Here is a 25510-nt window from a genome sequence, read left to right as displayed (position 1 = left end):
GCCGTCACGGCAAGGGGCAGCACCCGGCGGCGCATCGTGCCAATGCCCCGGTGACGCTCATCGCCCTGGCGGTCTGTGCCTGGCCTGGCGTGAACCGGTGATGTCCCTGTTTTTTCGTCGAGCGCGCCCATGCACCTTACCCTGTACTTTCGCGAATACTGCAGCCTGTGCCACGCCATGCGTGACGCACTGCGCCCTTATCAGGCCCGCCATGGGTTTACCCTGGACGTGATCGACGTGGACGACGACCCGGCGCTGGTGGCACGTTTCGACGAACTGGTGCCGGTATTGATGCACGGTGAAACAGAAATCTGTCACTACCATCTGGATACCGTGCGACTGGATGCAGTGCTGGCGGAAATCCGCTAGAATCCGGGCCATTCAGTCATCCAGGGTGCCTTGCGCATCCGGGAAGCTGTTTTTCCTGCGCCGTGGCGCGGCAAGGCCCGCTGTGCCGTCACCGTGCTGCCAGGACAAAACGCTTCTTATCATTCGCGACCCGCCATGAAGCATATCCGCAATTTTTCCATTATCGCCCATATCGACCACGGTAAATCGACCCTGGCCGACCGTTTCATCCAGTTTTGCGGCGGCTTGTCCGACCGCGAGATGGATGCTCAAGTGCTCGACTCGATGGACATCGAGCGCGAGCGCGGCATCACCATCAAGGCGCAAACTGCTGCGCTGCGCTACAAGGCCCGCGATGGCCAGATCTATCACCTGAACCTGATCGACACCCCAGGGCATGTGGACTTCTCTTATGAAGTCAGCCGCTCGCTGTCCGCCTGCGAAGGCGCGCTGCTGGTGGTGGACGCCTCGCAAGGGGTGGAAGCGCAAACCGTGGCCAACTGCTACACCGCGATTGAACTCGGGGTGGAAGTGGTACCGGTGCTGAACAAGATCGACCTGCCCGCCGCCGAGCCGGAACGGGTGGCCGAAGAAATCGAAGACATCATCGGCATCGAAGCCACCGACGCCGTGCGCGCTTCGGCCAAAAGTGGCATCGGCATCGAAGATATCCTGGAAACCGTGGTGCAGAAGATTCCGGCACCGCAAGGCAACCCGGACGGCCCGCTGAAGGCGCTGATCATCGACTCGTGGTTTGACAACTACGTGGGCGTGGTGATGCTGGTGCGCGTGGTGGACGGCGTGCTGCGCCCGAAAGACAAGATTCTGTTCATGTCCACCCTGGCACAGCACCTGTGCGAACAGGTGGGTGTGTTCACCCCGAAGTCCGAATCGCGCAGCGAACTGTGCGCCGGCGAAGTGGGCTTTGTGATTGCCGGCATCAAGGAACTCAAATCGGCCAAGGTGGGCGACACCATTACCGTGGTGGGCAAACCGGCCAGCGAAGCGCTGCCCGGCTTCAAGGAAGTGAAATCGCAGGTGTTTGCCGGGCTTTACCCGGTGGAAAGCCACGACTACGAATCGCTGCGCGACGCGCTGGAAAAACTCCAGCTGAACGACGCCTCGCTGCATTACGAACCAGAAGTATCGCAAGCGCTGGGCTTTGGCTTCCGCTGCGGTTTTCTCGGCCTGTTGCACCTGGAGATCGTTCAGGAACGACTGGAACGCGAATACGATATGGACCTGATCACCACCGCGCCCACCGTGGTGTACGAAGTGGTGATGAAAGACGGCGAGCTGATTGAAGTGGCCAACCCGTCCAAGCTGCCCGACCTGGGCAAGATTGAGGAAATCCGCGAACCCATCATCACCTCCACCATCCTGGTGCCGCAGGATTACGTTGGCGCGGTGATGACGCTGTGCAACCAGAAGCGCGGCGTACAGCGCAATATGCAGTACATGGGCCGTCAGGTGATGCTGACCTACGACATGCCGATGAACGAAGTGGTGATGGACTTTTTTGACAAGCTGAAGTCCACCAGCCGGGGCTATGCCTCGCTGGATTACGATTTCAAGGAATTTCAGGCCGCCGATCTGGTCAAGCTGGACATCATGGTCAACGGTGAGAAAGTGGACGCGCTGAGCCTGATTGTTCACCGCGCCACCAGCGTGTACCGGGGCCGTGAACTGGCGTCGAAAATGCGTGAGCTGATTCCGCGCCAGATGTTCGATATCGCCGTGCAAGCCACCATCGGCAGCCACATCATTGCCCGGGAAACCATCAAGGCCCTGCGCAAGAACGTGCTGGCCAAGTGCTACGGCGGCGACATCACCCGTAAGAAAAAGCTGCTGGAAAAGCAAAAGGCCGGCAAGAAACGCATGAAGCAGGTGGGTAATGTGGAAATTCCGCAAGCCGCCTTCCTGGCCATTTTGCAAGTCAGCGACAAATAAGGGCACCGCCCCCGTGCCACCATATAGGCACCGGGGGCCTTGGCCCGCTTAACTGCCTGTCTGAAGGACTTGAATGAACTGGACCGTGATTTTTGCCGTGCTCGCCGTGCTGGGGCCTATCCTGATTGCCACCTCGGCCAAGAAGCAGGCCGGTGACAAAGACCAGCCGTTTGGCGTGCAGGCCGGGTATCTGGCGCTGGTGCTGGGCGGCTTTGGTCTGCTGGCGCAATGGATGAGCTTTTCTGCCGTCATGCTGGTGTTTGTGCTGGTCACCGGGGTGATTGCCGGGCTGAACCGCTGGCTTCTGGCCCCGCGCCGCGCCAGCGACGTGCTGGAACCGCATTATGTGGAATACGCCAAAAGCTTTTTCCCGATCATGCTGCTGGTGTTTGGCCTGCGCTCGTTTCTGGTGGAGCCGTTTCAGATTCCATCGTCGTCGATGCGCCCCGGCCTGGTGGTGGGCGACTTCATCCTGGTGAACAAATTCACCTACGGCCTGCGTCTGCCGGTACTCAATACCGTGGTTGTGCCAGTCAGCAACGTGCAGCGCGGCGACGTGGTGGTGTTCAACTTTCCGCCTGACCCGAAAGTAAACTTCATCAAGCGGGTGATTGGCCTGCCTGGCGATACCGTGCGCTATCACAACAAGCAGTTGAGCATCAACGGCAAGCCGCTGCCGCTGCGCGAAGATGGCCTGTACGACTATGCCGAAACCGGCAAAGCCATGACCATGGTGCAAACCCGTCGCCTGCAGGAAACCCAGGGCAGCCACCGCTACCCGGTGCTGCTGGAAGACAACAAACCCTCGGTGTTCTTGCCTGCCGTGGCCGACTTTCCTGGCCGCGAACAGTGTGAATACACCGACAGCGGCTTTACCTGCAAGGTGCCGGCAGGCCAGTATTTCATGATGGGCGACAACCGCGACAACAGCCACGATGGCCGTTACTGGGGCTTTGTTGATGACCACCTGCTGGTGGGCAAGGCTTTCATGATCTGGATGAACTTTGCCGAATTGTCCCGCGTCGGCCAGCGGATTCAATAAGCACCGACAGATGGCCGCCCCGCGCAGGGCGGGCTACAATGGCCAAAACTGGCCTGAGCGCGCGCCAGCGCCCTCAGGCCGCCTTCCCGCCGGCGGCCATGCCCCGGCGTTTCCCTTTTGACTTGCACGCTAAGGCAGACAGGCAGTGACCCATCCCCTCAACCTTGACCGGCTGGCCCGCCGGCTGGGCCATGCGTTTCGCCAACCGCAGCTATTGCGTCAGGCGCTGACGCACCGCAGTTACAGTTCCACCAATAACGAACGCTTTGAATTCATTGGCGACAGCATCCTGAATTACACCGTGGCGCGCATGCTCTACGACCAGTTTGGCCAATTGAGCGAAGGCGAGCTGTCGCGCCTGCGCGCCAACCTGGTAAACCAGGCCACCCTGGCCGATATTGCCCGTGAACTGAACATTGGCGACTGCCTGTTTCTGGGCGAAGGCGAACTGAAAAGCGGCGGCCACGACCGGGCGTCGATTCTGGCCGATGCACTGGAAGCACTGTTTGCCGCCGTCAGCTTTGATGTGGACTTTGCCCAGGCCGAACAGGTGGTGCGCGGGCTGTACGCCAGCCGGATTGCCGCCATCGACCCCAACAAGCACGCCAAAGACGCCAAAACCCGGTTGCAGGAAGCCCTGCAAGCCAAACGCTACAGCCTGCCGCGCTACACCATCCTGGCCCAGCTCGGCGAAGCCCACGAACAATCGTTCCGGGTGGCCTGTGACCTGGCCGAAATTGGCATCATGACCGAAGGGCAGGGCGGCAGCCGCCGCGCTGCCGAACAACAAGCCGCCGAGTTGGCCCTGAGCGCCCTCGAAGCCCGGCAACCTGCCCGCAGAAAGCCCTGACCATGACCCATCCTACCCCGCACCCTGCCGACGACACCCAGACCGATGCCGACGCGCATGACCCGCACGCTGTGACCCTGGCCGCCGACGCCGACGGTCTGTCGGCAGAACAACTGGAAGCCGCCCTGCAGGCACTGCCCGCCGCCGCCATGGACGTGCCGGAAGACTACCGCTGTGGTTTTGTGGCGATTGTTGGCCGCCCCAACGTGGGCAAATCCACGCTGATGAACCACCTGATCGGGCAAAAAATCAGCATCACCTCGAAAAAAGCCCAGACCACCCGCCATCGCGTTACCGGCATCCAGACCACCGCCAAGGCGCAGTATATTTTTGTTGATACCCCAGGCTTTCAAACCCGCCACCGCAACGCGCTGAACGAAGCGCTCAACCGCAGCGTCAAGGAATCCCTGTCTGATGTGGACTGCGTGCTGTTTGTGCTGGAAGCGGGCCGCCTGTCCGACGCCGACCGCGAAGTGATTGCCCTCTTGCCCGCGCACCGCCCGGTGATTCTGGTGGTCAACAAGGCCGACCGGGTCAAGGACAAGGCCGACATGGCCAACTTCCTGCTCAAGGCCAGCGCCGAATTCAACTTTGCCGAAATCGTCTCGGTCAGCGCCAAGCACGGCCACCGCATGGACCTGCTGCTGAATGTGGTCGAGCCGCACCTGCCGCACAGCGTGCCGCTCTACCCGGAAGACATGGTCACCGACAAGAACGAACGCTTTCTGGCCGCCGAACTGGTGCGGGAAAAACTGTTCCGCTACCTGGGCGAAGAACTGCCGTACTCGATGAACGTCGAAATCGAAAAATTTGAAATCGAAGGCAATCTGCGCCGCATCTACGCTGCCGTGCTGGTGGACAAGGCCGGGCAAAAAGCCATCCTGATTGGCCGTGATGGCGAGCGCATGAAAAAAATTGCCACCGAAGCGCGCACCGATATGGAAAAACTGTTCAACAGCAAGGTGTTCCTGGAAGTCTGGGTCAAGGTCAAGAGCGGCTGGGCCGACGACGTGCGTTTCCTCAAGCAGTTCAACCTGGACTGAGCCCGCCGCCGTCATGTCCAGCCCCGGCAAGGTAGACCACCAGCCCGCCTTTGTGCTGCATGCGCAGGCCTACAAGGAAACCAGCCTGATTGTCGAGCTGTTTACCCGCGACCATGGCCGGGTTTCCGTGGTGGCGCGCGGCGCACGCCGGCCCCGCGCCGCCCTGCGCGGCCTGCTGCTGCCGTTTCAGCCGCTGGTGCTGGGCTGGTTTGGCAAAACCGAGCTGAAAACCCTGGCTCACGCCGACTGGCAGGGCGCATTGCCGCAGCTGGGCGGCGTGCCCTTGCTGGCCGGGCTATACCTGAACGAACTGCTGCTGCGCCTGACCGCCCGCGAAGACCCGCACCCCGCGCTGTTTGCCGACTACGCCGCCACCGTGCGCGCCATCGGCCCGCGCGATGGCCGTCAGGACATGTCAGCGCTGTTGCGCCGGTTTGAACTGCGCCTTCTGGCCGAACTGGGCTATGCCCCCAGCCTGCGCTGCACCCACGACGGTGCCCCGCTGGACGCCGCCGGACGGTATCATTGTCAGCTGCCCAACGGCATCCTGGCCGACAGCCAGGGCGAGTTCAGCGGCAGCACCCTGCTGGCGCTGGCCGACGAAGATTTTTCTGACCCGCTGACCGTGCGCGAAGCCCGCAGCCTGACCCGCCAGCTTCTGGCCGACTGCCTGGGCAGCACGCCGCTGGCCACCCGCGAACTGATGCAGCATTTGGCTGGTCTGGCCGCACACTAAGCCGCCAGGCCGATACTGAAACACCCGGACAGCCCCGGCTGCCGGCTACTGTGGAGACCCGCATCATGATCCTGTTAGGGGTGAACATCGACCATGTGGCCACGTTGCGCAATGCACGCGGCACCCATTACCCCAGCCCGCTGGAAGCCGCCCTGGTGGCCGAAACCGCCGGCGCTGACCTGATTACCCTGCACCTGCGCGAAGACCGTCGCCACATCAAGGACGAAGATGTGCGCCTGCTGCGCCGCGCGCTGAAAACCCGGATGAACCTGGAAATGGCCCTCACTCCGGAAATGCTCGACCACGCCCTGGCCACCCGCCCGGATGACGTGTGCCTGGTGCCGGAAAAACGCGAAGAACTCACCACCGAAGGCGGCCTGGATGTTGAGCGCCACTTTGACGTGGTGCGCGACTACACCCGTCAGCTCACCGCCGCCGGCATTCGCGTGTCGCTGTTCATCGACCCGGACGACACCTCGCTGACCGCCGCCGTGGAAGCCGGTGCCCCCGTGGTGGAGCTGCACACTGGCCGCTACGCCGACGCCATTGGCCACACCGCCCGGCAAACCGAACTGGCGCGCATCCGCGACGCCGCCGAAAGTGGCCGCTTCAAGGGCCTGGTGGTCAACGCCGGCCATGGCCTGCACTACCACAATGTACAAGCGGTGGCCGCCATTCCCGATATCTGCGAGCTGAACATCGGCCACGCCATTGTGGCCCAGGCGTTGTTTACCGGCTTTGACCGCGCCGTGCGCGACATGAAAGCCCTGATGGTGGAAGCCCGGCGCAGCGCAGCATGATTGCCGGCATCGGCTCGGATCTGGTGGAAATCGACCGCATCCGTACCGCCCTGGTCCGCCATGGCGAACGCTTTGCCCGGCGCATTCTCTCCCCCGCCGAATGGCCGGACTGGGCCAGCGCCCACGACCCGGCCCGGCTGCTGGCCAAACGCTTTGCCGCCAAGGAAGCCTTTGCCAAAGCCGCCGGCACCGGCCTGCGCGCCCCGGTGACCCTGGGCGCGCTGGCCGTCACCCACGACACCCTGGGCCGCCCCGGCTGGGCGTTTTCAGACGAATTGGCCAGCTGGCTGCAACAGCGCGGCATCATTCACTGCCACCTGAGCATCAGCGACGAACGCAGCCAGTGCCTGGCATTTGTGGTGCTGGAACGGGCGTAGGGGGATTTTGGCGGTGCATTCCCCTTGAGGTGGGCTTCAGGGTTGTCGATTTTATGGCCGAACATGGTTCTGGTCGGTACAATAAAACCGCACTGGTCGTAGAGCCCCATTCAGGTAGACGGGACGGCGGCGCAGCAATGCGCCGGTGGTGACGTTGGTTCGAGTCCAACCCGGCCAGTGCAATCCCCACATACAGTGAGCGCGGGAGGCAGACGCCGATTGCCCCGGTTCACCCCCGCTGACGCGGGGAACACTGAATTATGGCCCTCTCAGGTCATGGTGACGACGGTTCATCCCCGCTGACGCGAGGAACACGCGTTTGCCCCTTCGGTTGTTGGCAAGCGGTTCGGTTCATCCCTGCTGACGCGGGGAACACCACCAGGCCCTGGCAGTAGATCGTGTAGCTGTCGGTTCATCCCCGCTGACGCGGGGAACACGGTTTGTTTTTGGCCACATCATGGTCATACGCCGGTTCATCCCCGCTGACGCGGGGAACACCGGTGTTTGTCGGGCTGCAAAACGTGGACGTGCGGTTCATCCCCGCTGACGCGGGGAACACTGGCCGGTGGCGGTGCTAAATTCGGCAAATGCCGGTTCATCCCCGCTGACGCGGGGAACACCAATGCCTATTGACGCGCAGCGTAAACTAATGCGGTTCATCCCCGCTGACGCGGGGAACACCCAAACCGTTTGGCGGCGGTGACCCAGACGGTCGGTTCATCCCCGCTGACGCGGGGAACACCTTTTGCCACGGGATTTTTCCGGACGCTGAGTCGGTTCATCCCCGCTGACGCGGGGAACACAGAAGGCTTTCCACCGTATTTTCTTGCGCGCTCGGTTCATCCCCGCTGACGCGGGGAACACTGCAAGGCACGGAACAAGCAATTCATAACGTGCGGTTCATCCCCGCTGACGCGGGGAACACACAGATCGCATCTTCTCGTCTTCCAAATACATCGGTTCATCCCCGCTGACGCGGGGAACACAAGCCTTACTACCCAGTTGAAACCTAGTCCTACGGTTCATCCCCGCTGACGCGGGGAACACTTTTGGCCGGGCTCCGTATAATAAACTGTCCAGCGGTTCATCCCCGCTGACGCGGGGAACACACTACATTTCCCATGCTTTCTCATACAATCGAATCGGTTCATCCCCGCTGACGCGGGGAACACAACAGTACCATGTGGAAATTTACCACCATCTCCGGTTCATCCCCGCTGACGCGGGGAACACCCTATTCAAGACATTATCCATTTTCAAAGTTCCGGTTCATCCCCGCTGACGCGGGGAACACTTACCTGTGATGGTCATACACAGGCGCAATTGCGGTTCATCCCCGCTGACGCGGGGAACACCTACTCATTCCAATTACAGATATAAAATGAAATAATATCTCCACCCTATCGATGGAGATGAACATGGCACGGCTTCCGGGCGGGATGGAACATCTGGCACAGGCTCAAGATTTGCTGAAAAAGGCAAAGACAGTAGAAGAGTTGCGCACCGCTCAGGCGGTTGCGCTGCCACTGCTGTTCAACCTCAGCATCGAGCAGACGGCTCAAATCATTGGTCGTTCGGTCGGGGCAACCTGTACGTTGCGGACGAATTTCTGCCGGGAGCAGGCTGGCGAAGCCAGGCCCAAGCGCAGCAAGCGCGAACTGCGCAACCGGGCCAAGGCCAGCCTGGAGCAAGAGGCCAAGATTCTGGATGAGGCGCTCACCGAGGCGGCTACCGGCGGAGTGGTGATCGTGCCGCCGCTCAAGCCGGTCATCGAGGCCAAGCTGGGCAAACCGCTGGCGCTCTCCACCATTTATGCGATGCTGGCGCGCCATGGCTGGCGGAAAGTGGCTCCGGACAAGATTCATCCGAAAAGCGACCCCGACGCCCAGGAAGACTGGAAAAAAAACTGCAGGGGCGCTTGGCAGAAGAAAGAACCCGATTTGCCGTAGCGCGTCCGCTGCGATTGATGTTCCAGGACGAGGCTCGATTTGGCCGCATCAGCGACGTTCGCCACTGCTGGCAGAAAAAGCCGCATCGGCCCGTGGTGAAAGCCATGGTGACACAGCAATATGTCTATGCCTACGGTGCGATCAGTCCGGCAGATGGGCGTTTCGACTCATTGATCCTGCCGCAGGTGAACGGCAAGTGCATGCAGCTGTTTCTGGATGAGGTTGCCCGGCGCTACCCCGACGAAAACATCGTGATGGTGCTGGATGGAGCCGGTTGGCACAAGAGTCCGTTTCAGCTGGCGGACAACTTGAGGTTGATCTTCCTTCCGCCCTATGCGCCGGAACTCAACCCGCAGGAACACGTGTGGGATGAGTTGCGCGAGAAGTACTTCCACAACCGAGCCTTCGATAGCCTGGAGGCCTTGGAAGCCCACTTGGAACAGGGCCTTGCTCAGTTGGAAAACCAGCCGGGAAAGATGCAGAGCCTCACCGGCTGGGAATGGATAATTAATTCAATTTATAAATAGAAATGGAATCACACAGTTAATAGCCTGTCAAGAATTCGGTTCATCCCCGCTGACGCGGGGAACACTGATCCTCTCGGAGGCAGATTGGGATAGGGTCCGGTTCATCCCCGCTGACGCGGGGAACACCAGGTAGGCATCTGGTAGGGCTTTTGAAGGCTCGGTTCATCCCCGCTGACGCGGGGAACACGAACTGCCCTGTCTGTGGCAGCGTTGTCAAGGCGGTTCATCCCCGCTGACGCGGGGAACACTGATTTCAGATACTTTCAGCCAATCATGGTTACGGTTCATCCCCGCTGACGCGGGGAACACGTAACGTCCATTCAGTACCCATGATGACGCCCCGGTTCATCCCCGCTGACGCGGGGAACACCACTTAGTACTATGTGTGCCATTAATATACTCCGGTTCATCCCCGCTGACGCGGGGAACACGCCACGTCCTGATTTTTGGCATCGTAGTAGGCCGGTTCATCCCCGCTGACGCGGGGAACACTCCAAGCAACTCAGAAGCCGCTTGCGCTGTGGCGGTTCATCCCCGCTGACGCGGGGAACACATAACAAAGCGCGTCGGACTGGTTTGAAGATTCGGTTCATCCCCGCTGACGCGGGGAACACAAAGATACCTGTGACCTGCCGTGCAAGGGCATCGGTTCATCCCCGCTGACGCGGGGAACACGGTGCAGTAATAGAAAGAAGTTTTGCGCATGGCGGTTCATCCCCGCTGACGCGGGGAACACTTCGCAATTGTGCTTCAAATGCAAAGTTGATGCGGTTCATCCCCGCTGACGCGGGGAACACTGATGTAGTTGTATCGAAGGCATCTGCCAAAGCGGTTCATCCCCGCTGACGCGGGGAACACGCCACATCAACATGCTGCGGCGTGGTGATCGACGGTTCATCCCCGCTGACGCGGGGAACACCCGGATACATGCGGCGCGCCAGCCTGAGCGCCCGGTTCATCCCCGCTGACGCGGGGAACACCATGGTTTCCTCAGCAGTTGAGAATGATAAATCGGTTCATCCCCGCTGACGCGGGGAACACTCAAAGACGGCATTGGCGACATGTTTGTGGTGCGGTTCATCCCCGCTGACGCGGGGAACACTTTTCTGGTTATTCATCGGTTTCCCTCACCGCCTGGTTCATCCCCGCTGACGCGGGGAACACACGCCGGGCAATATTTCGGACTGCAAAGCATGCGGTTCATCCCCGCTGACGCGGGGAACACCCTGACGATTTTGCTCATCAATCATTTTGCCTCGGTTCATCCCCGCTGACGCGGGGAACACTCAAGCAGTCGGATAATTGTGGTCAAGCCATTCGGTTCATCCCCGCTGACGCGGGGAACACTTTTTCCACAAGGCTTTTTACAAAGCGCTTGCCGGTTCATCCCCGCTGACGCGGGGAACACAAACACAGCAGTAGTAATTTCCATGTAATATTCGGTTCATCCCCGCTGACGCGGGGAACACAGATGAAAATAACTGTCAGGACGGAGAGAATGCGGTTCATCCCCGCTGACGCGGGGAACACCATCCGTGACATGAGTGTCAAATGCCAACGTCCGGTTCATCCCCGCTGACGCGGGGAACACTGACACACTCACACCAACAAGCAAGCCCCTACCGGTTCATCCCCGCTGACGCGGGGAACACGAAATGGGTTACATAGTGCGCATTGTCGATTACGGTTCATCCCCGCTGACGCGGGGAACACAAAGATACCTGTGACCTGCCGTGCAAGGGCGTCGGTTCATCCCCGCTGACGCGGGGAACACACTAAAAATACATCATTGATCCAAAAGGCTTTTTCACCTACGTCAAAATCTACCAACTTTTCTGGTCAATTTTTAGGCAGGCAAGGTAGCCGATTTCAGGCTGTTAAAGAGCATCTTTTCACCCTTGATCTGCGCTGTCCGGCGGATGAAAAGACACCAGCCGGGCACCGTCGAATTCTACCGGCATACGCCGGTTTTTGCCCAGGGTGACAAACTCGAACCCAGCTTCGGTGCTGGCTTGCCAGGCCATTACCGCGTTGCCGTCTTCCAGCCCTTCTTCCACCTGATGCCACAGGTATTCGCGCACCTTGCGGTTGTAAGTGCCCACGTACACCCCGGCGCGTATTTCCAGCAGCCAGATGGCCATGCGCCCGCGCAGCCGGGGCGGGGCGTTTTCAAGCACGATGACCAGCATCGCCGATCCCCTTTTCTTCCGGTATGGCGGCTTCCACCACCCCTTCAATCTGCGGTACGTCCAGGCCGCCGGCGGCCAGGATGTCTTCGATGTCGGGGATGATGCGTTCCAGCAGTTTGCTGCGGCGGAACATGTCGCGGCAGGCTTGTCGCACGGTGCGTTCGTCGTTGCCGCCGCTGGATTTGGCGGCCACGGCAAAGGCGGCGGGGACGACGGTGTCAAATTTGTACAGGTCGGCGATGTCGTAAACAAACGACAAGGGCTTGCCGCTATGGATGAAGCCGATGGCGGGGGCGTAGCCGGCGGCCAGGACGGCGGCTTCCACCACGCCATACAGGCAGTGGTTGGCGGCGGACAGGCAGCGGTTGATGGGGTCGGCGGCGTCCCAGTCTTTGGGATCGTAGTTGCGGCCTTCCCATTTCACGCCGTATTGCCCGGCCAGCAGCTTGTAAATGGCACGCACGCGACTGCCTTCGATGCCGCGCAGTTGTTCCACGCTGCGCCGCTGCGGCGGTTCTTCGCCAAAGCGACGGCGATACATCTCGCGCACCACACTCAGCCGGGCCTCGTCGTCCAGCGCCAGCCGGGCCTGATACAGCAGGCGGTCGGCGCGGGCACCGCCGGGCTGGCCGGCGGAATACAGCCGCACGCCAGCCTCGCCCACCCATACCAGCAGCGTGCCCACTTCGGCGGCCAGCTTGCAGGCGGCGTGCGAGACACGCACGCCGGGCTCCAGCAGCAGGCAGGCCACCCCGCCCACCGGGATGTGGGTGCGGATGCCGGTGACATCCACACCCACAAACGCCCCGTCCAGCACGTCCAGCTGGCAGCGCTCGACAAACAGCACAGATAACCGTTCTTTGATGGGCAGGGGTTTGAGTTTGGGGAGCAGTGGGGAAGCCATTACCAGTCTCGCAGCGGTGCCAGCGACAGCAGGCCCAGGCCAAAGGATTTGCCCCGGCCAATGCCATTGCGCAGGGCATGTTGCAGGGCATCGGGCTTGTCCACGGTGAGGACACCTTCAAAGCCAATGGCGCACAGCACAATAGGCTCGGCTTGAGCAGGCTTGCGCAGCACCCAGCGCTCGTTGCGCGTGCATTCCACGTCCTGCAACGTTGCCCCGGCTTGGCTCAGTTGGCGCATCAGCCAATCGCGCTGGGCGGTTTCTTCCCATACCCCATAACGCTTGCCTTGCCGGGAAGCAGTGGGGTTGGCCAGCAGGCGAAACTGGCAGCGCTGGCCAAGCTGGGCGAGCGAAGCGGGGTCAAAAGATTTCTCGCGCACTTGCGCGCTCGGGGTGGGCAGGTGATTCCACACGCCAGGGCCATTGGATTGAATCAACACCACGGCGCGGCCGGTCAGGGCGTCCAGCGCATCCAGCCGCCACAAAAATCGTTCGGGAGGCGCATCGAGCTGGGTGGCAAAGGCTCGGGCCAGGGTGCGGTGCATGTCGTAGGCGTTGCCCAGATCGCGGCGGATGGCGGTGTGGCGCGAATCAAGCGTGAGTTGGGTCAGGTGCATGACGCCTCTCCAGGGTGGCCGATTGGACAAAGCGCGGGCCAAAGCGCCGCTGGGCAAACGGGGCCACTGGCTGATCCAGCCGCACCGCGCCTTCTGAAGGGTGTTCCAGCATCAGGCGCAGCGGCTGGGTGTCGTGTGGCTGGAGTGGCTTGGAGAGGTAATCGGCTTGCTCCAGGGTGGTGAGCAAGTCTGTGTCACGCACGCCATCGGCCAGCCAAACCGGTTTGCCGGGCGGCATGGATTTACGCCCCAGGCTCAGCGGCCAGACGGGTTGCTTGAGCGCGCTTTGCAAGGTGTCCAGCAGAGTGCGCGAGCCTTCCAGCCCGACTAAAAAAGCAGCGTCGGCCAGATAAAACCGTGGGCTGATCGCGGTGCGCTTGTGGTCGGGCTTGCCCGAGGCCAGCAACAGACCGGTGGCGGTTTGGTAATCGCGCATCAGCAGGCCTTCACGGTCCACGCGCACGCCCATGCGCAGGGCGGCCAGGTCGTCCACCGGCTCGGCGCGGTCGCGTCCCAGGGCGGCACACAGCAGGCCAATCACCCCGGATTTGGACGGTTCCAGCCCGCTGTCGCGTTCGTCAAAGCGACTGGTGACGCCCCATGCCTGCATGGGGCCCACCAGTTGCAGCAGCAAGGTGGCCATGTCAGGCCTCCTGTGCATTGGCAATGTGCTGCGCCACCCAATCGGCCAGTTCGGTAAGGCTATTCAGCTTGTCGCCCTTGTCTTGCGGCCAGGCTTGCGACAGATCCAGATAGGCCCAGCAGTCGCGGGGGTCGCCATACACGGCGGATAGCGCACTGTCGTATTCGGCCAATTTGACCACTGAGGGCTTGGTCAGCGCTTGGCCACGCTCGGCATACACCGGGGTTTCAAAGGCATTGGCCAGGTTGATCGGGCTGGCATGGCGGATGACCACCCCAATAAAGCTGGGTGGATTGTGCGCGGCAAAGGTGTTTTGCTTGCCGGTGGGGATAGCGCGCGCCAGGGCCAGGGTGAAGGCGCGCAAACCGTTCAGCAGCAGTTCGCGGTCGCCTTGCAGATTGTCCAGTAGCTTGGCCGGGTTAATGTTGGTGTAACGGTAGAACGTGGCGGAATTGAACTCCACTTGGCCAATCATGCCGGCACCGGTTTCTTCCGGGCCGCCTTTGTCATCCACGGCGGTAAAATAATCAAATTCGCGCTCAACGCGGTGGGTGCTGATGGCGTGGGCCATCTGGCAGGCGGCGTCCTGGTTGACTTCCGGCAGGTCGGCCAGCATGCGGCCAAACAGCGCCACATCCAGCGCCTTGCCGCCATTCATGATGGTTTTGGCTTGCTTGACCACCTCAGCCGGAGCGCTGGCCTTGGCATCTTTTTTACTTTTCTTTTCGCTGCTGGCTGGCGCGGCCAGACTATCCCAATGCTGGTCAATCAGTTGGGCAAAGCCGTTGATTTCCTGTTGTCCGAGAAACAGCAGATATTCGGTTTTGCCGTCTTCTTTCACCGCCAGGCCGGCAGCGGCTAGCGCCAGCTGGATGCGGGTGGACATGTCTTCGGCTTCCCGGCCAAATTGGGTATGCAGTTGCTCGCTCAGCAGTTCCAGCAATTTTTTGGTGCGCACACCCTGGTGGCCGGCAGGAAACTCAGCAGTCTGGCGCACGGCGCGCTTCAGGCACTGGCTGCTGATGCGGGCGCGGCGGTAGCCGCCAAATATGGCATCTTTGGGGGCACCGGTATCGTCGCGGTTGAGGTTGCTGGGGGCAAAGTTCTGGATCAGGTGAAATTCAATAAACAGGCTCATGGCAGCGTCTCACAATAAGGGATGGGATGGGGTTCAAGCAGCAGGGGTCTGGGCAAGCTGACGGTAAAAATCGCGCGCCCACTTTTGCCGGATGCGGTCGCGTGATTCGGGAGAAAAACTGTTCAGCCACGGGATGAGGTCTTGCAGCAGCTCGGCGTAATTGATGCCGTGTTCGTCTGCTGCCAGCAGCGAGACGATCTGGCGCAGGTAATACGGCAGTTCGTCGCCATCGGCAGCCAGCAAAGCAATAAAGCGCAGTTCGATGCTGCCGCTGTCGCGGGCTTTCATCAGCCGGCCTAACGCGGTGGCCAGGCTGACCTCGGCCTGACGCGGATGCAGGGCGTACAGCATGGCGGTGATGTACAGCGCCTGCCGCCGGCTGTCCTGGGCGTGCCAGTCCACGCCGACGTGGCGCTCGACAAACGGATAAGCGGCAGGATAGGCACCAGGGGCAAAGCTGGCGCTACGCCGCAAAATGGCCAGCGCGCGACGATCCTGCTTTTGCAGTTTTTCGATGAAATCGGTGATAAATGATGGCTCAGACATGCGTGGCCTCTTTGGTGGCAGGGGGCAGCAGGGGTTTGATCAACCCCAGGTAACGGGGCTCATGTTGGGCGCAGGCACGAATGGCGCGCGCGCCCTCGCCCAGTTGTCGGCAGGCGGCTTGCCAGGCGGGCGTCATGGCGTGCAGTTGGGCAGCCTGCCACAGCGTATGGTGATCACCCGTTTGCGCCAGGCAGGCCAGCAGCGCCGGCAAGCGCCGTTCCAGATGGGCAAAATAGGTGGCCGCCGAGGCACCGTTGTCAAACATGGCGCGGGCACGGGCGCGGGTGTCTTTGTGCTTGGAATCGGGCATGGATTCAGCCAGCATGGACGTGGCAATCTGGCGCAGGCCAACAAACAGCGTCTCACTGTCGCGCAAGGCGGCGCGCAGCAGCTCGACCACGTCTTCCTGTTCCAGCAGGCAGGTGGGCAGGGCTACGTTGTCTACCCGCCAGCGCACCAGCTTGGCCTGATCGCTGGTCAAGCCCAGCACCATCACTGGCAGCCAGCTGTCAGCCTGCCCCAAGGCACCCAGCAAGCGATGCGCGTAGCCCAGCACGCCAGCAGGTTTGGCGTGCTTGCCGCTCGGGTCGGGCAGTAGGGCCGACAAATCACGCCAGATGGCGCGGCCCTCGCTGAAGTTCAGCCGCACCAGCCCATTGCTGCCCATGCGGTAATTGGCCATTGGATCAGGGGCATGGTCGTCTTCGGCCAGCGCGCATCCGGCGGCAAAACGCAGTTGGCTGATATGCTGGCCGTCGTCTTCGGGCAACAGCAGCACGGCGCGGCTCAGCCGGGTGTAGCGGTCGTTGGCACCCGTCGCCAGAGTGGGCTCGGCGCGCAAGTTAGCCAGGCTTGGCGGGGCAGGCTGTTCCCAGGCGGGAAGATCCGTGTCGGGCTCAATGGAGCAGGGATGCAGCGCCAGGCACAGGGTGCGCGCCAGGGTGTCGCCCATCGGTAGGGCGGCTGCGGTGTTGGCCAGTGGACCGGCCTTGTCAGAATCCCTCACGGTTTTCACCAAGCCACCGGGGGTGAATTGCAAAAACCCGAGCAAATGGCGCACGGCTTGAGCGGCGGTAATCTGCGAAGGGCGGGTGTCCACCGAGTGATCAAACAGCACCGGCGCATTGCCGCTGCTGCTGGCCAGCGAAATCTGCGTCCAGGGTTTGCTTTTGTGGCGGGTTTCCTCGGCCTCGGCCAGGGCAGCCACTTGCATGAATGGCCAGTCCGGATGAAACAGGTAAAAGCGTTCGCGCCAGTGTTCCAGGTACGCATGCAGAGCTTCCACTGGCAGCCCTTTGGCATGCCAGCGCGTCAAATCGCTTTTGCCCCATTCTCCATGCTCGCGCGCCAGTGCGCGATGGGTGATGGCCAATAGCACGCGGTACAGGGCAATCAGGCCAGGTGGTGAGGTTTCGGCCAGCGCCACCATTTGCCTGGCGTCGGCAAACAGTTGCAACAGGCCCACCTCAGCTATCCGACCGTCGGCATAACGCACCGGCAGCCAGGGTTCATCCAGCAGGTTGAAGGCTTTCAGCACATGTGGTCCCTCCGTGATGGTATGTAAATACGGTGTTTGGGCAGCGGATGTGGGACACTCAATATCCCGCACCTTACAACTTATGCACAATGACTTTTGTCTATTTCAATTGAAGTCAGCTGACGTTTACTCCCCCACCCGCCGATAACACACCCCCAGTTCGGCATCCAGGCTGACTTCCAGCTTGCCTACCCGGCACACGCCATCCACCAGCAGCAAGGGCTGGCTTTGGGTCAGCAGTGGATGTTCCGCCAGGGCAGGGTAGGCCGGCTGGGCTTTCAGATGGACGGTTAGCGCCTTGCGCGACAGGGTGAGCTGGCGCGCCAACAGTTGCCGGGCCAGGGCATGGCTGACCACCTGTTGTGGATCAAAAGGTGCGTCGTCAGGATGAATGCGCCACAGGCCATCGGCATCCACCCACAGCGGAATCACCGTCACGCTGTCGTCGCCCAGCCGGGTGCGGTTGCGCAGCGCCAGGGTGTCGTCTTCGTCGCCGCCGTGTGGTTTGTCGATATAGGCCACGTCGGGCTCGGCGCGGGGATCAATGGCCAGTTGTTTGGCAAGACCTTGCTGAAACTGGGCCTCGGCTTTGTGCTCGACCCGGCAGACATCTTCAATGCGGGTGCGCACCTCGTCTGGCACATGGTCCAGCTCAGGCCAGGGGGCATAAACCGCCTGCACCAGACGATCAATATCAGCGGGCAGGTGCCATACCGGCTCGCGCAGCAAGATGGCCCAGGTCACCAGGCACAGATAGTCGCCATACACATGGCCCCAGTGGGTGGTTTTCAGGTCGGGCAGACGGTCAGCGCACAAGCCAGCGACCCATAAGCGCGGTTGCTGGTGATCGGTCGGACGCCAGGCTCGGCGATGGCGATGCAGGCGGCCTGCGCGTTGCAGCAGCAAGTCCACTGGCGCCAGGTCAGATAACAAGAAGTCAAAGTCCAGATCCAGACTTTGTTCGGCCACTTGGGTGGCAATCAGCAGGGCGCGCTGCGGACGCTGGCGACTGGCATCGGGCGGGCCAAACGTGGCCAGGGTGGCTTGTTCTTTTTCCCGGCGCTGTTCTGCTGGATAACGGGCATGAAACAGCTGCAACACGGTGTCGTCCGGCACTCGCTCACGCAGCAGCTGGAACAAGGCCTGAGCGCGGTCTACGGTGTTGACAATCACCGCGCCGCAGCCGCCATCCGCCAGGCAGTCCAACGCCTGGGTGGCCAGGCTATCCAGCGATTCTTCCAGCCCCAGCAGTTGGATAGGGGCTTGTTCGCGGGCGGTGAAAGTATCCACCCGCACGCCAGCCTGATCGGCCACCAGCACGCGTGGATAAGCGCACTCCGGCAGCGCCGAGCGCACGCCCCAGGTCTTGAGCAAGGCCTGACGGGTGGCGGTGGGCAAGGTGGCGCTCATCAGCACCACCGAACAGCCCAAGCCCTTCAGCCATTTCAATAAATACTCAATCAGCGAGCCGGTGTATGCGTCGTAGGCGTGTACTTCATCCAGCACCACCACTTTATTGGCCAGCCCCCACAGGCGGACAAAATGGTGCTTGACGTTCATCACGCCAAACAGCGCCTGGTCTACCGTGCCTACGCCATAAGGCGACAGCAGGCCGCGCCGGCGCTGGGCAAACCAGGCTGCCGAACGCACCGCCTCGCGCTTGCCGTCTTCCCCCCAGACATTGCGCAGGCGCGCCACGCTGTCGTTCAGTAAGGCCCCGCCATGCGCCAGCTGAATATCCAGCGCACGGCCATCGGCAAAGGCGCGCAAAAAGGTCAGAGTGCGCTCAAACATGGCATTGCCAGTGGCTTGGGTGGGCAGGGCCACATACAGGCCGCGATGCCCCTGACGCGCCTGCAAGCGCAGGCTGGCCAGAAACGCCAGCTCGGTTTTGCCCTCACCCATAGGTGCTTCCACCACCAGCAAGGCCGGCCCCTGGCCTTGTGCCAACAAGGTATCCGCCACCTGTTGCAGTGGGCGGGCGCGCACCGGTGCATCGGTCTGCAAAATCCGGGCAATCAGCGCGTGGCAATCCTGCGGCAGCCCATCCAGCAACGGTTGGGTAATCGGCCAGCCCAGGCGTTCTGGCTCGGCCAATGCCGCTACGGCCAGCTGACGGGCATGCATCCAATGGCCCAGCAGGGTAGGCTGGCGCTCGCCGGGGGCAAACCATTCGCTATTGGAGCCAATCCAGTCGCAGACACTGGTCAAACCGGCCAACCAGGCCACGGCGTCCAGGCAGATGTCGATTTCTTCCGGTATGCCTTGCGGTGCCAGTGTGTGCCAGTACGCGTCCAGCAAGGCATCACGCGCCTGCCCCCACGCGGCTGGCTCGCGCAAGGGTTTGCCAGCCTTGCTGTCTCCTGGCACAAAATTGAAACCATGGTGCGCGCTGATGGCCTGCACCACGGCAAGTGCCCATGGACAAGGCACCCCACGCGCCTGTAGCGCCTTGGGCAGCAAGGCCGCCGTGGCCAGATCATGCCGGCTGGCGCGCAAGGCATCGGGTGCAGCAAACGACAAACCCAGCGCCTCATCAGCCGCCTGGCCAGCGGGCCATTTGACCTGAAAACCGGGCGTGGCCTTGCCAAAATCATGCAAGCCCACCAACAGCGCCAGCCAAAGACGCACATGCTCAGCCGGCAAGCCAAACCAGCGCGCTAATTGCGTATTGTCTATTTGACAGTGGTCCAGCAGGGCCAGGGCAACCGCTGACACATCCAGCATGTGACACAGCAGGCTGTGCCCTTGCGGTTCGCCACTTTTGGCCCAGAGGGTGCGGGAAGCAGGAAGCAGGCAGGTAAATTCCAACCTGGTGTTTGGCAGATGCTCAGAAGCACGCAGCACGATTGACCCCTATGCATGTCATATTGGCAAATACTATGCCATTAGACTTGAGGTGTCATGTGGTTTATCCGCATGTGCATGCCGTTGCATGCACATCAGCGCCCACGAGATGTGCAGGGTGATGTCATGCCCAGATTTGCGCTGATCACTGTCACGCAGCCACAGCGTATTGGCATGCAATACCGATAGGAAAATATAGGAAAGTAATCGCAGTGATATCCCCGCCACCACCATCAACCGATAGTGCCCGGCGTGCCGCTCACGGCACGTCGCCCTCCAACAGGGCTGCGCACCGTGAGCGGCGTGTGCGTTACAGCACGCCACCCAGCAGCAGGCCGCCGGTCAGCGCCATGCCGCCGCCGATGACTTGCAGCAGCACACGGCTACGATTCACCAGGCTTTGGCCCAGGCCAAAGCCGGCCAGATGCAGCAGCGCGGTGACGGCGGCAAAGCCAGCGCCGTACAGCCAGAAGCTGCCGCCAGCCGGGGCTTCGGCACCATGGGCGTAGCCGTGGAACAGGGCAAAGCCGGCGATCATGGCCACGGCAGCCAGAGTGGGCACGCGCACGGCCAGCGACACCATCAGACCCAGCACCAGCACCGACAGGGCAATGCCGGTTTCGATGGCGGGCAGGTTCAGGCCCAGATGGCCAGCGACGCCGCCCAGCAGCATGGCCAGCACAAAGCTGGCCGGCAGCGCCAGCCGGGCCGAGCCGCCCAGCATGGCACCCCAGATGCCCACGGCCACCATGGCCAGCAGGTGGTCGGCACCGGAAATGGGGTGGGCCAGGCCGGCAAACAGGTCGAAATGTTCATGCGCGCCGGTGTGGGCAACAGCCAGCGGGGCGGCCAGGGTGGCCAGCACGGCCAGGGCGGAGCGAAGTTTCACCATATCATCCTCTTGAAAGTGGGCTTGGGTTGTGGCCAGCGCGGTACTGCTGGGCCGCCCGTTATCAGAATTACATCCAACTGTACGCTGTTACACGAAGCGTGCCAGGCCCGCCGGGATGGGAGGGGAAATGGCAGATGGCCCCGCTTGCCCCGGCAAAGCACTGGCATGTGGGATTAACAGCATAAAATCACTGGCTTGGCGGATGGGCTGTGGCTTTTGCGCTGGCTGGGCGGCCACGGCAAGGCGCTGGCCCTGGGTCAAGCTTGATTACAGTCTAATCACTTGGCACACAATATGGAATCCTGCTAACCGGTTTTCAGCCAAGCCGCTCGCCCTTAAGAAGTGCTTACAAAATGTGGCGAACAGTCCTGGCTAGTAATCAGTCACGTTGAAACACAGGGGCACAGTCCGCACCCCACCCCACAATGCCAACCCCCCACGGCGCACGATGTGGCGCAGCCTGGGTTCCCGCCTGCGCGGGAACGACACGTGAGGCCAGGCTCATGCCGAAAAAGGTCTAATCACCCATCACCTTGAAACGCAAGGGCATATGTGAGCAAGCTGACGTCGGGCATCTCAATTTGTTCTGTTAAAACAAATCTTTGTCTTGCTTTGCCACAGCCAACCACCCGCCGCACTTCACCCCGTCATTCCCGCGCAGGCGGGAATCCAGAAGCATCCACAGCGTGCAGCAGGTGCGTGCTCTCACCACCCCACGATGCCAATCCCCCACGGCGCACGATGTGGCACCGTCTGGGTTCCCGCCTGCGCGGGAACGACACGTGAGGTGAGGCGCATGCCGAAAGAGGTCTAGGGTCACGCTGAATTGATTCAGAAAAATCGTTTTTGCCAAAAGCAATACCCAGCAAAATCAACACTCTGGATTCCCGCCTGCTCAGGAATGACGATTTTTTCAGCGTATCCTTTAGCCATCAGCCAGCGGCAGGCGCAGGGTAAAGCAGGCACCGCCTTCTGCTGCATTGTCGGCACGCAGCTGGCCGCCATGCTGCTCGACGATGCCAAAGCTGATGGACAGCCCCAACCCCGTGCCTTCGCCCACCGGCTTGGTGGTGAAAAACGGCTCAAACAGCCGCTGCTGCACGGCAGGCGACAGGCCAGGGCCGTTGTCGGCCACCCGCACCCAGGCGCAGCCGTCGGCCAGGTGCAGGCTGACGCTGACCTTGGGCGCGGGTTGGCCGGCGGTGGCGTCCACGGCGTTTTGCAGCAGGTTGATCAGTACCTGCTGGATACGCCCGGCTGCGCCGCACAGCATCACCGGGCTGTCTGGCAGGTCCAGGCGCAGCTGCACCTGGGCGGGAGCGGCTTTTTCTACCCAGTGGGCCGAGCGGCGCACGGCGTCGGCCAGGTCAAAGCGCTCTGCGCCGCCCCGGTCGGTGGCGGAAAAGCGCTTGAGGCCGTCCACAATTGCCGCCGAGCGTTCTGCGCCTTCCATCAGCCCGTCAATTAATGACGGCAGGTCGGCCAGAATGGCATCGATGCGCAGGCGGCGGCGCAGGGCGGCCAGTTCGGCGCTTTGTTCGCTGGCGTGTACGGCGGCCAGATAATCGCTCAGATGGCGGCCATAGCGTTGCATGGCGTGGGCGTTGCCCAGCACAAAGCTGATCGGGTTGTTCAGTTCATGCGCCACGCCGGCCACCAGCCGGCCCAGCGAGGCCATTTTTTCGGCTTGCACCAGCTGCGCCTGGGTGCGCTGGAGCGCGTCGTGGGCTTCGGCCAGTTCGGTGTGTTTGGCTTCCAGCGCTTCTTGCGAGGCCACCAGCTCGCGAAACACTTCGTCCATTTTGCTGACCACTTCGCTCCAGGTGCCAGGGTCGAGGGCGGTGTCGTCGGACAGGTGGGCGGCGCTGATGGCGGCGGGGGTCAGGCGGGGTGAGCTCATGGTGGTTCAGTGCACCGTACAAACCATACAGGGATCAAACGAACGCACCACATGCTGGATGCGCACGTCCTGATTGGCCACGCCTTCCAGGGCAATTTCCAGCGGGCCGGGCTGGCCGTGGGCGTCACGCGGGGAAAAGTTCCAGCTGGTTGGCGCAATGATCTGATAACGGCTGATGCGCCCACCTTCCACGCTGGCCCAGTGGCCCAGTGCGCCGCGTGCGGCTTCGGTCAGCCCGGCGGCCATGCCATCGGTGAGCGGGGTGTGGGTGGGCGGTTGGATAAATGGCTCAGACAGTTCCAGCGCGGCCAGCCAGCACTGAATTGCCTGCACCAGCCAGGCGGCTTCGATCTGACGGGCCAGCAGGCGGGTGAGCACCGAGCCGCCGTGCTGGCGCACCAGCGCGGTCAGACACGGTTGGCCCGCCAGCAGCTGGCGGGCCAGTGCACCCGTTTCAGCGGGCAACCCGGCCAGGCGTGGTGCTTTGTTCCAGCTGTAAGCGCCGTGCTTGTGCGGGTTGGGCAGGGTATCGCCTGCGGCGGGATGACGCGGCGGTGCGGCCTCATACCAGCTGTGGCTGACATCTTCGCTCAGCAGGCTCAGGTCCAGCGGCTGCGCGCGCCCGTCGGCCCACAGCCCGGCTGGCCACGGTGCGTTCCCCTGGTTGTGGTAGGCGGCAAACGCCAGAAAACGGTCGCCCGCCCGGCCCAGCCGGGCAAAGTCCAGCGCATCGGCGGCGCGCAGCCAGCGCCCGGCGTCGCCAGCCCCGGCGCGCAGCGCGTCCAGATCATCTGGCTGTTGCAGCGCCAGCATCTGTTCGATGGGCACGCCCAGCAGCACGGTTTCGACAAACTGGCGCACCTCGGCCAGCCAGCCCAGCAGGCGCAGGCGCTCCACTGCGTCCACCGTGCGGGTCACGCCGCCGGGCTGCAGGGCCAGGGTGTGCGGCCAGCGTCCGGCCAGCAAGCCCACCATGCGCAGCAGGGTGGCGCGCGCTGCCAGCCATTGCCGCGCCGCCGGGCCGCCACTGCCCAGCCGCGCGGCCCAGTCGGCGTGCCAGGGCTGGCCGGCATAGTCGGCGTGAGCCAGGTCGGGGGCAAAAAACAGGTAAAAATGGGTGAGGTGGTCGGCCAGGTTTTCGCAGGCGTGGACAATATTCATCACCCGCTCGCCGTTGGCGGCCGGGCTGACGCCGGTCAGCGCCTGAATCAGCCGCACCGCCGCCACCGACTGCGATACCGAACAAATGCCGCAAATGCGTGGCACCACCACCAGCGCATCGGCCAAAGGCCGGCCCACCAGCGCACGCTCAAAGCCGCGATACATCGGGCTGGTCACCTGGGCGCTGCTCACCCGTTCGCCGTCCAGGGTCAGGTTAACCGCCAGATCGCCCTCCACCCGGTTGAACGGGCCCAGAATCTTGCGGCTCATCGACGTTTTCCTGTGGGTGGGGTGGGGGCAATGTCCAGCCGGTCAGACTGGGCGTTATGGCGCAGCCGCGCCGGGGTGGCCGACTTGGACAACGCCGACAGCGCCACAAACCAGGCTTTGGGCATGTCGGATGGCAAGATGGTGGGCAGGCCAGCCAGTTTGGGCGTGGTCAGCGGCTGACGGTGTGGCGCGGCAAAGTCTGGCGCGGTGCAGTCGATGCAGGAAAACCCGCCTTTCAGGCACGAGCTGCCGCCATGCCAGGGGCGGATATTGCAATCGGCGTGCGCCTGGGTACCGCGACAGCCCAGGTGTTCAATCAGACAGCCTTGCTGGCCGAGCGCGTGGGCAGTGGCTTTGAATTCGTAAAACTCGTTGCGCGGGCAGCCATGGTGCACCAGCCGGTCGGCATAGAAGCGCGGGCGCTGCAGGCTGTCCAGCCCGCTGGCGGGCAAGGCGTGGGCGGCCAGCAGCGCCAGGGTGTCCAGCACCCAGCCGGGGTGCGTGGGGCAGCCGGCAATATTCACCACCGGCAAACCGCCACGGGCAATAAAACCCGCGCCCAGCACGCCACCGGGCTGGTCGCCATCAAACTGCAGGCCGCGCCCGCCAATGCCAGCATCGTCAGCCGCGCCCACCCCGCCAAACGCGGCACAGCCTCCCACCGCCACCACACACTGGGCCACCCTGGCCAGCCGCGCCACCCGTGCCACCAGCGGTTCGCCACCGCCCAGGGTCTGGCACTGGCCGGCAAATGCGGTCAGCAGCGCACCTTCAATGCACAGGATGTCCAACGGCTGCCGACCCGCTTCCATGGCGTCCAGCGTGGCCAGCAGCTCGGTTCCGCTCAGCGCCGACAGCGATGGATGCCAGACCAGCTCGATCCCGGCTTGCGCCAGCGCCGTCAGGCAATCGGGCGATTCGGCGGTCAGCAGCGACATCGAACACCCGCCACAGCCCCCCGCACCCAGCCAGACCAGGGTTTTCATCGGCATGGCGGGGTAGGGCGAAGGGAGGGCAGAAAACAGGCAGCGGGCATGGGCAGGCAATCCGGAAGGGCAAGGTAGGCATTATATCGGGCTGACGGCGGGCGGGCAGGGCTGGGGCGCGACGGATCAGGATAATCACCTGCCCCATACTTCACGGCCCGTAAGCTGACGTGGTCTAGGCGGCTCACCTGCGCGGGTGTGCGCTGCCCGCTGTGCGGGGGACGCATCGGGGCAAAGGGCTTGTTGCAGCTACTTATT

General features: G+C 62.4%; 22 protein-coding genes, 1 tRNA gene and 2 CRISPR repeat arrays. Of the genes, 11 read left to right on the top strand and 12 right to left on the bottom strand.

Annotated elements, in window-relative coordinates:
• Positions 1–129: 129 nt before the first annotated feature.
• The 11 genes from BXU06_RS04455 (at position 130) to BXU06_RS04410 (ending at position 9622) form a co-directional block, all read left to right on the top strand.
• Positions 130–369 carry a glutaredoxin family protein gene (locus BXU06_RS04455; protein ID WP_077297207.1) on the top strand — a complete coding sequence of 80 codons (240 nt, stop codon included), beginning with the start codon at positions 130–132 and terminating at the stop codon, positions 367–369.
• Between the two features lie 135 nt (positions 370–504).
• Complete coding sequence (gene lepA / locus BXU06_RS04450) at positions 505–2298, top strand: translation elongation factor 4 (RefSeq protein WP_077297205.1); 1794 nt, start codon at positions 505–507, stop codon at positions 2296–2298.
• A 73-nt stretch (positions 2299–2371) separates the two neighbouring features.
• Positions 2372–3340 carry a signal peptidase I gene (gene lepB / locus BXU06_RS04445; RefSeq protein ID WP_077297203.1) on the top strand — a complete coding sequence of 323 codons (969 nt, stop codon included), beginning with the start codon at positions 2372–2374 and terminating at the stop codon, positions 3338–3340.
• 145 nt (positions 3341–3485) lie between these two features.
• Positions 3486–4190 carry a ribonuclease III gene (gene rnc, locus BXU06_RS04440; protein ID WP_077297201.1) on the top strand — a complete coding sequence of 235 codons (705 nt, stop codon included), beginning with the start codon at positions 3486–3488 and terminating at the stop codon, positions 4188–4190.
• Between the two features lie 149 nt (positions 4191–4339).
• Positions 4340–5233, top strand: coding sequence for a GTPase Era (gene era / locus BXU06_RS04435; protein WP_077302654.1), 894 nt, complete (start codon positions 4340–4342; stop codon positions 5231–5233).
• 13 nt (positions 5234–5246) lie between these two features.
• Complete coding sequence (recO, locus tag BXU06_RS04430; RefSeq protein WP_077297199.1) at positions 5247–5969, top strand: DNA repair protein RecO; 723 nt, start codon at positions 5247–5249, stop codon at positions 5967–5969.
• Positions 5970–6034: 65 nt separating this feature from the next.
• Positions 6035–6769: a pyridoxine 5'-phosphate synthase gene (gene pdxJ, locus BXU06_RS04425; protein ID WP_077297197.1), complete on the top strand. Its 735-nt coding sequence runs from the start codon at positions 6035–6037 to the stop codon at positions 6767–6769.
• On the top strand, positions 6766–7146 hold the full coding sequence (acpS, locus tag BXU06_RS04420; protein ID WP_077297195.1) for a holo-ACP synthase: 381 nt from the start codon (positions 6766–6768) through the stop codon (positions 7144–7146). The genes pdxJ and acpS overlap by 4 nt, the downstream gene beginning before the upstream one ends.
• A 70-nt stretch (positions 7147–7216) precedes the next feature.
• A tRNA-OTHER gene (locus BXU06_RS17240) sits at positions 7217–7324 on the top strand.
• A gap of 47 nt (positions 7325–7371) precedes the next feature.
• A CRISPR array of direct repeats spans positions 7372–8501; the repeat unit is 29 nt; unit sequence CGGTTCATCCCCGCTGACGCGGGGAACAC.
• 63 nt (positions 8502–8564) lie between these two features.
• Positions 8565–9095, top strand: coding sequence for a winged helix-turn-helix domain-containing protein (locus BXU06_RS04415; protein ID WP_077296878.1), 531 nt, complete (start codon positions 8565–8567; stop codon positions 9093–9095).
• Positions 9065–9622: an IS630 family transposase gene (locus BXU06_RS04410; RefSeq protein WP_253189514.1), complete on the top strand. Its 558-nt coding sequence runs from the start codon at positions 9065–9067 to the stop codon at positions 9620–9622. Before BXU06_RS04415 ends, BXU06_RS04410 begins: the two co-directional genes overlap by 31 nt.
• Before the next feature lie 36 nt (positions 9623–9658).
• Positions 9659–11396: direct repeats of the CRISPR family, unit length 29 nt; unit sequence CGGTTCATCCCCGCTGACGCGGGGAACAC.
• A gap of 118 nt (positions 11397–11514) precedes the next feature.
• On the opposite strand, the gene cas2e is transcribed toward BXU06_RS04410, so the two are convergent.
• The 12 genes from cas2e to BXU06_RS04350 form a co-directional block, all read right to left on the bottom strand.
• A complete protein-coding gene (gene cas2e, locus BXU06_RS04405) occupies positions 11515–11811 on the bottom strand; it encodes a type I-E CRISPR-associated endoribonuclease Cas2e (protein WP_077297193.1) in 297 nt (98 codons plus the stop codon).
• A complete protein-coding gene (gene cas1e, locus BXU06_RS04400) occupies positions 11792–12715 on the bottom strand; it encodes a type I-E CRISPR-associated endonuclease Cas1e (protein WP_077297191.1) in 924 nt (307 codons plus the stop codon). The genes cas2e and cas1e overlap by 20 nt, the downstream gene beginning before the upstream one ends.
• Positions 12715–13332 (bottom strand): type I-E CRISPR-associated protein Cas6/Cse3/CasE, encoded by a 618-nt coding sequence (gene cas6e, locus BXU06_RS04395; protein WP_077297189.1) that lies wholly within the window; start codon positions 13330–13332, stop codon positions 12715–12717. The genes cas1e and cas6e overlap by 1 nt, the downstream gene beginning before the upstream one ends.
• A complete protein-coding gene (cas5e, locus tag BXU06_RS04390; RefSeq protein WP_077297187.1) occupies positions 13307–13975 on the bottom strand; it encodes a type I-E CRISPR-associated protein Cas5/CasD in 669 nt (222 codons plus the stop codon). Before cas5e ends, cas6e begins: the two co-directional genes overlap by 26 nt.
• A 1-nt stretch (position 13976) precedes the next feature.
• Positions 13977–15113, bottom strand: coding sequence for a type I-E CRISPR-associated protein Cas7/Cse4/CasC (gene cas7e / locus BXU06_RS04385; RefSeq protein ID WP_077297185.1), 1137 nt, complete (start codon positions 15111–15113; stop codon positions 13977–13979).
• Positions 15114–15146: 33 nt separating this feature from the next.
• On the bottom strand, positions 15147–15659 hold the full coding sequence (gene casB, locus BXU06_RS04380; RefSeq protein ID WP_077297183.1) for a type I-E CRISPR-associated protein Cse2/CasB: 513 nt from the start codon (positions 15657–15659) through the stop codon (positions 15147–15149).
• Positions 15652–17196, bottom strand: coding sequence for a type I-E CRISPR-associated protein Cse1/CasA (gene casA / locus BXU06_RS04375; RefSeq protein WP_077297181.1), 1545 nt, complete (start codon positions 17194–17196; stop codon positions 15652–15654). Before casA ends, casB begins: the two co-directional genes overlap by 8 nt.
• A 126-nt stretch (positions 17197–17322) precedes the next feature.
• Positions 17323–20043 carry a CRISPR-associated helicase Cas3' gene (cas3, locus tag BXU06_RS04370; protein WP_253189521.1) on the bottom strand — a complete coding sequence of 907 codons (2721 nt, stop codon included), beginning with the start codon at positions 20041–20043 and terminating at the stop codon, positions 17323–17325.
• 310 nt (positions 20044–20353) lie between these two features.
• The gene (locus BXU06_RS04365; protein ID WP_216352538.1) at positions 20354–20935 is read right to left on the bottom strand and encodes a HupE/UreJ family protein; all 582 of its coding nucleotides are present in this window, start codon (positions 20933–20935) and stop codon (positions 20354–20356) included.
• Between the two features lie 925 nt (positions 20936–21860).
• Positions 21861–22835, bottom strand: coding sequence for a sensor histidine kinase (locus BXU06_RS04360; protein ID WP_077297179.1), 975 nt, complete (start codon positions 22833–22835; stop codon positions 21861–21863).
• A gap of 6 nt (positions 22836–22841) precedes the next feature.
• On the bottom strand, positions 22842–24266 hold the full coding sequence (locus BXU06_RS04355) for a nickel-dependent hydrogenase large subunit (RefSeq protein WP_077297177.1): 1425 nt from the start codon (positions 24264–24266) through the stop codon (positions 22842–22844).
• Entirely contained in the window at positions 24263–25252 is a 990-nt protein-coding gene (locus BXU06_RS04350) for a hypothetical protein (RefSeq protein WP_256364060.1), read from the bottom strand. Before BXU06_RS04350 ends, BXU06_RS04355 begins: the two co-directional genes overlap by 4 nt.
• Between the last annotated feature and the right edge of the window lie 258 nt (positions 25253–25510).

This window comes from Aquaspirillum sp. LM1, assembly GCF_002002905.1.
Classification (GTDB): domain Bacteria; phylum Pseudomonadota; class Gammaproteobacteria; order Burkholderiales; family Aquaspirillaceae; genus Rivihabitans.
The sequence above is the reverse complement of the archived record's forward strand: the minus strand, read 5'-3'. Positions and strand labels throughout refer to the sequence as shown.

Bases quoted from the DNA above. Each gene is read 5' to 3' on its own strand.
- BXU06_RS04455 (WP_077297207.1), top strand. From the start codon at position 130: ATGCACCTTACCCTGTACTTTCGCGAATACTGCAGCCTGTGCCACGCC.
- lepA (WP_077297205.1), top strand. From the start codon at position 505: ATGAAGCATATCCGCAATTTTTCCATTATCGCCCATATCGACCACGGT.
- lepB (WP_077297203.1), top strand. From the start codon at position 2,372: ATGAACTGGACCGTGATTTTTGCCGTGCTCGCCGTGCTGGGGCCTATC.
- era (WP_077302654.1), top strand. From the start codon at position 4,340: ATGGACGTGCCGGAAGACTACCGCTGTGGTTTTGTGGCGATTGTTGGC.
- recO (WP_077297199.1), top strand. From the start codon at position 5,247: ATGTCCAGCCCCGGCAAGGTAGACCACCAGCCCGCCTTTGTGCTGCAT.
- pdxJ (WP_077297197.1), top strand. From the start codon at position 6,035: ATGATCCTGTTAGGGGTGAACATCGACCATGTGGCCACGTTGCGCAAT.
- acpS (WP_077297195.1), top strand. From the start codon at position 6,766: ATGATTGCCGGCATCGGCTCGGATCTGGTGGAAATCGACCGCATCCGT.
- BXU06_RS04415 (WP_077296878.1), top strand. From the start codon at position 8,565: ATGGCACGGCTTCCGGGCGGGATGGAACATCTGGCACAGGCTCAAGAT.
- cas2e (WP_077297193.1), bottom strand. From the start codon at position 11,811: ATGCTGGTCATCGTGCTTGAAAACGCCCCGCCCCGGCTGCGCGGGCGC.
- cas1e (WP_077297191.1), bottom strand. From the start codon at position 12,715: ATGGCTTCCCCACTGCTCCCCAAACTCAAACCCCTGCCCATCAAAGAA.
- cas6e (WP_077297189.1), bottom strand. From the start codon at position 13,332: ATGCACCTGACCCAACTCACGCTTGATTCGCGCCACACCGCCATCCGC.
- cas5e (WP_077297187.1), bottom strand. From the start codon at position 13,975: ATGGCCACCTTGCTGCTGCAACTGGTGGGCCCCATGCAGGCATGGGGC.
- cas7e (WP_077297185.1), bottom strand. From the start codon at position 15,113: ATGAGCCTGTTTATTGAATTTCACCTGATCCAGAACTTTGCCCCCAGC.
- casB (WP_077297183.1), bottom strand. From the start codon at position 15,659: ATGTCTGAGCCATCATTTATCACCGATTTCATCGAAAAACTGCAAAAG.
- BXU06_RS04365 (WP_216352538.1), bottom strand. From the start codon at position 20,935: ATGGTGAAACTTCGCTCCGCCCTGGCCGTGCTGGCCACCCTGGCCGCC.
- BXU06_RS04360 (WP_077297179.1), bottom strand. From the start codon at position 22,835: ATGAGCTCACCCCGCCTGACCCCCGCCGCCATCAGCGCCGCCCACCTG.
- BXU06_RS04355 (WP_077297177.1), bottom strand. From the start codon at position 24,266: ATGAGCCGCAAGATTCTGGGCCCGTTCAACCGGGTGGAGGGCGATCTG.
- BXU06_RS04350 (WP_256364060.1), bottom strand. From the start codon at position 25,252: ATGAAAACCCTGGTCTGGCTGGGTGCGGGGGGCTGTGGCGGGTGTTCG.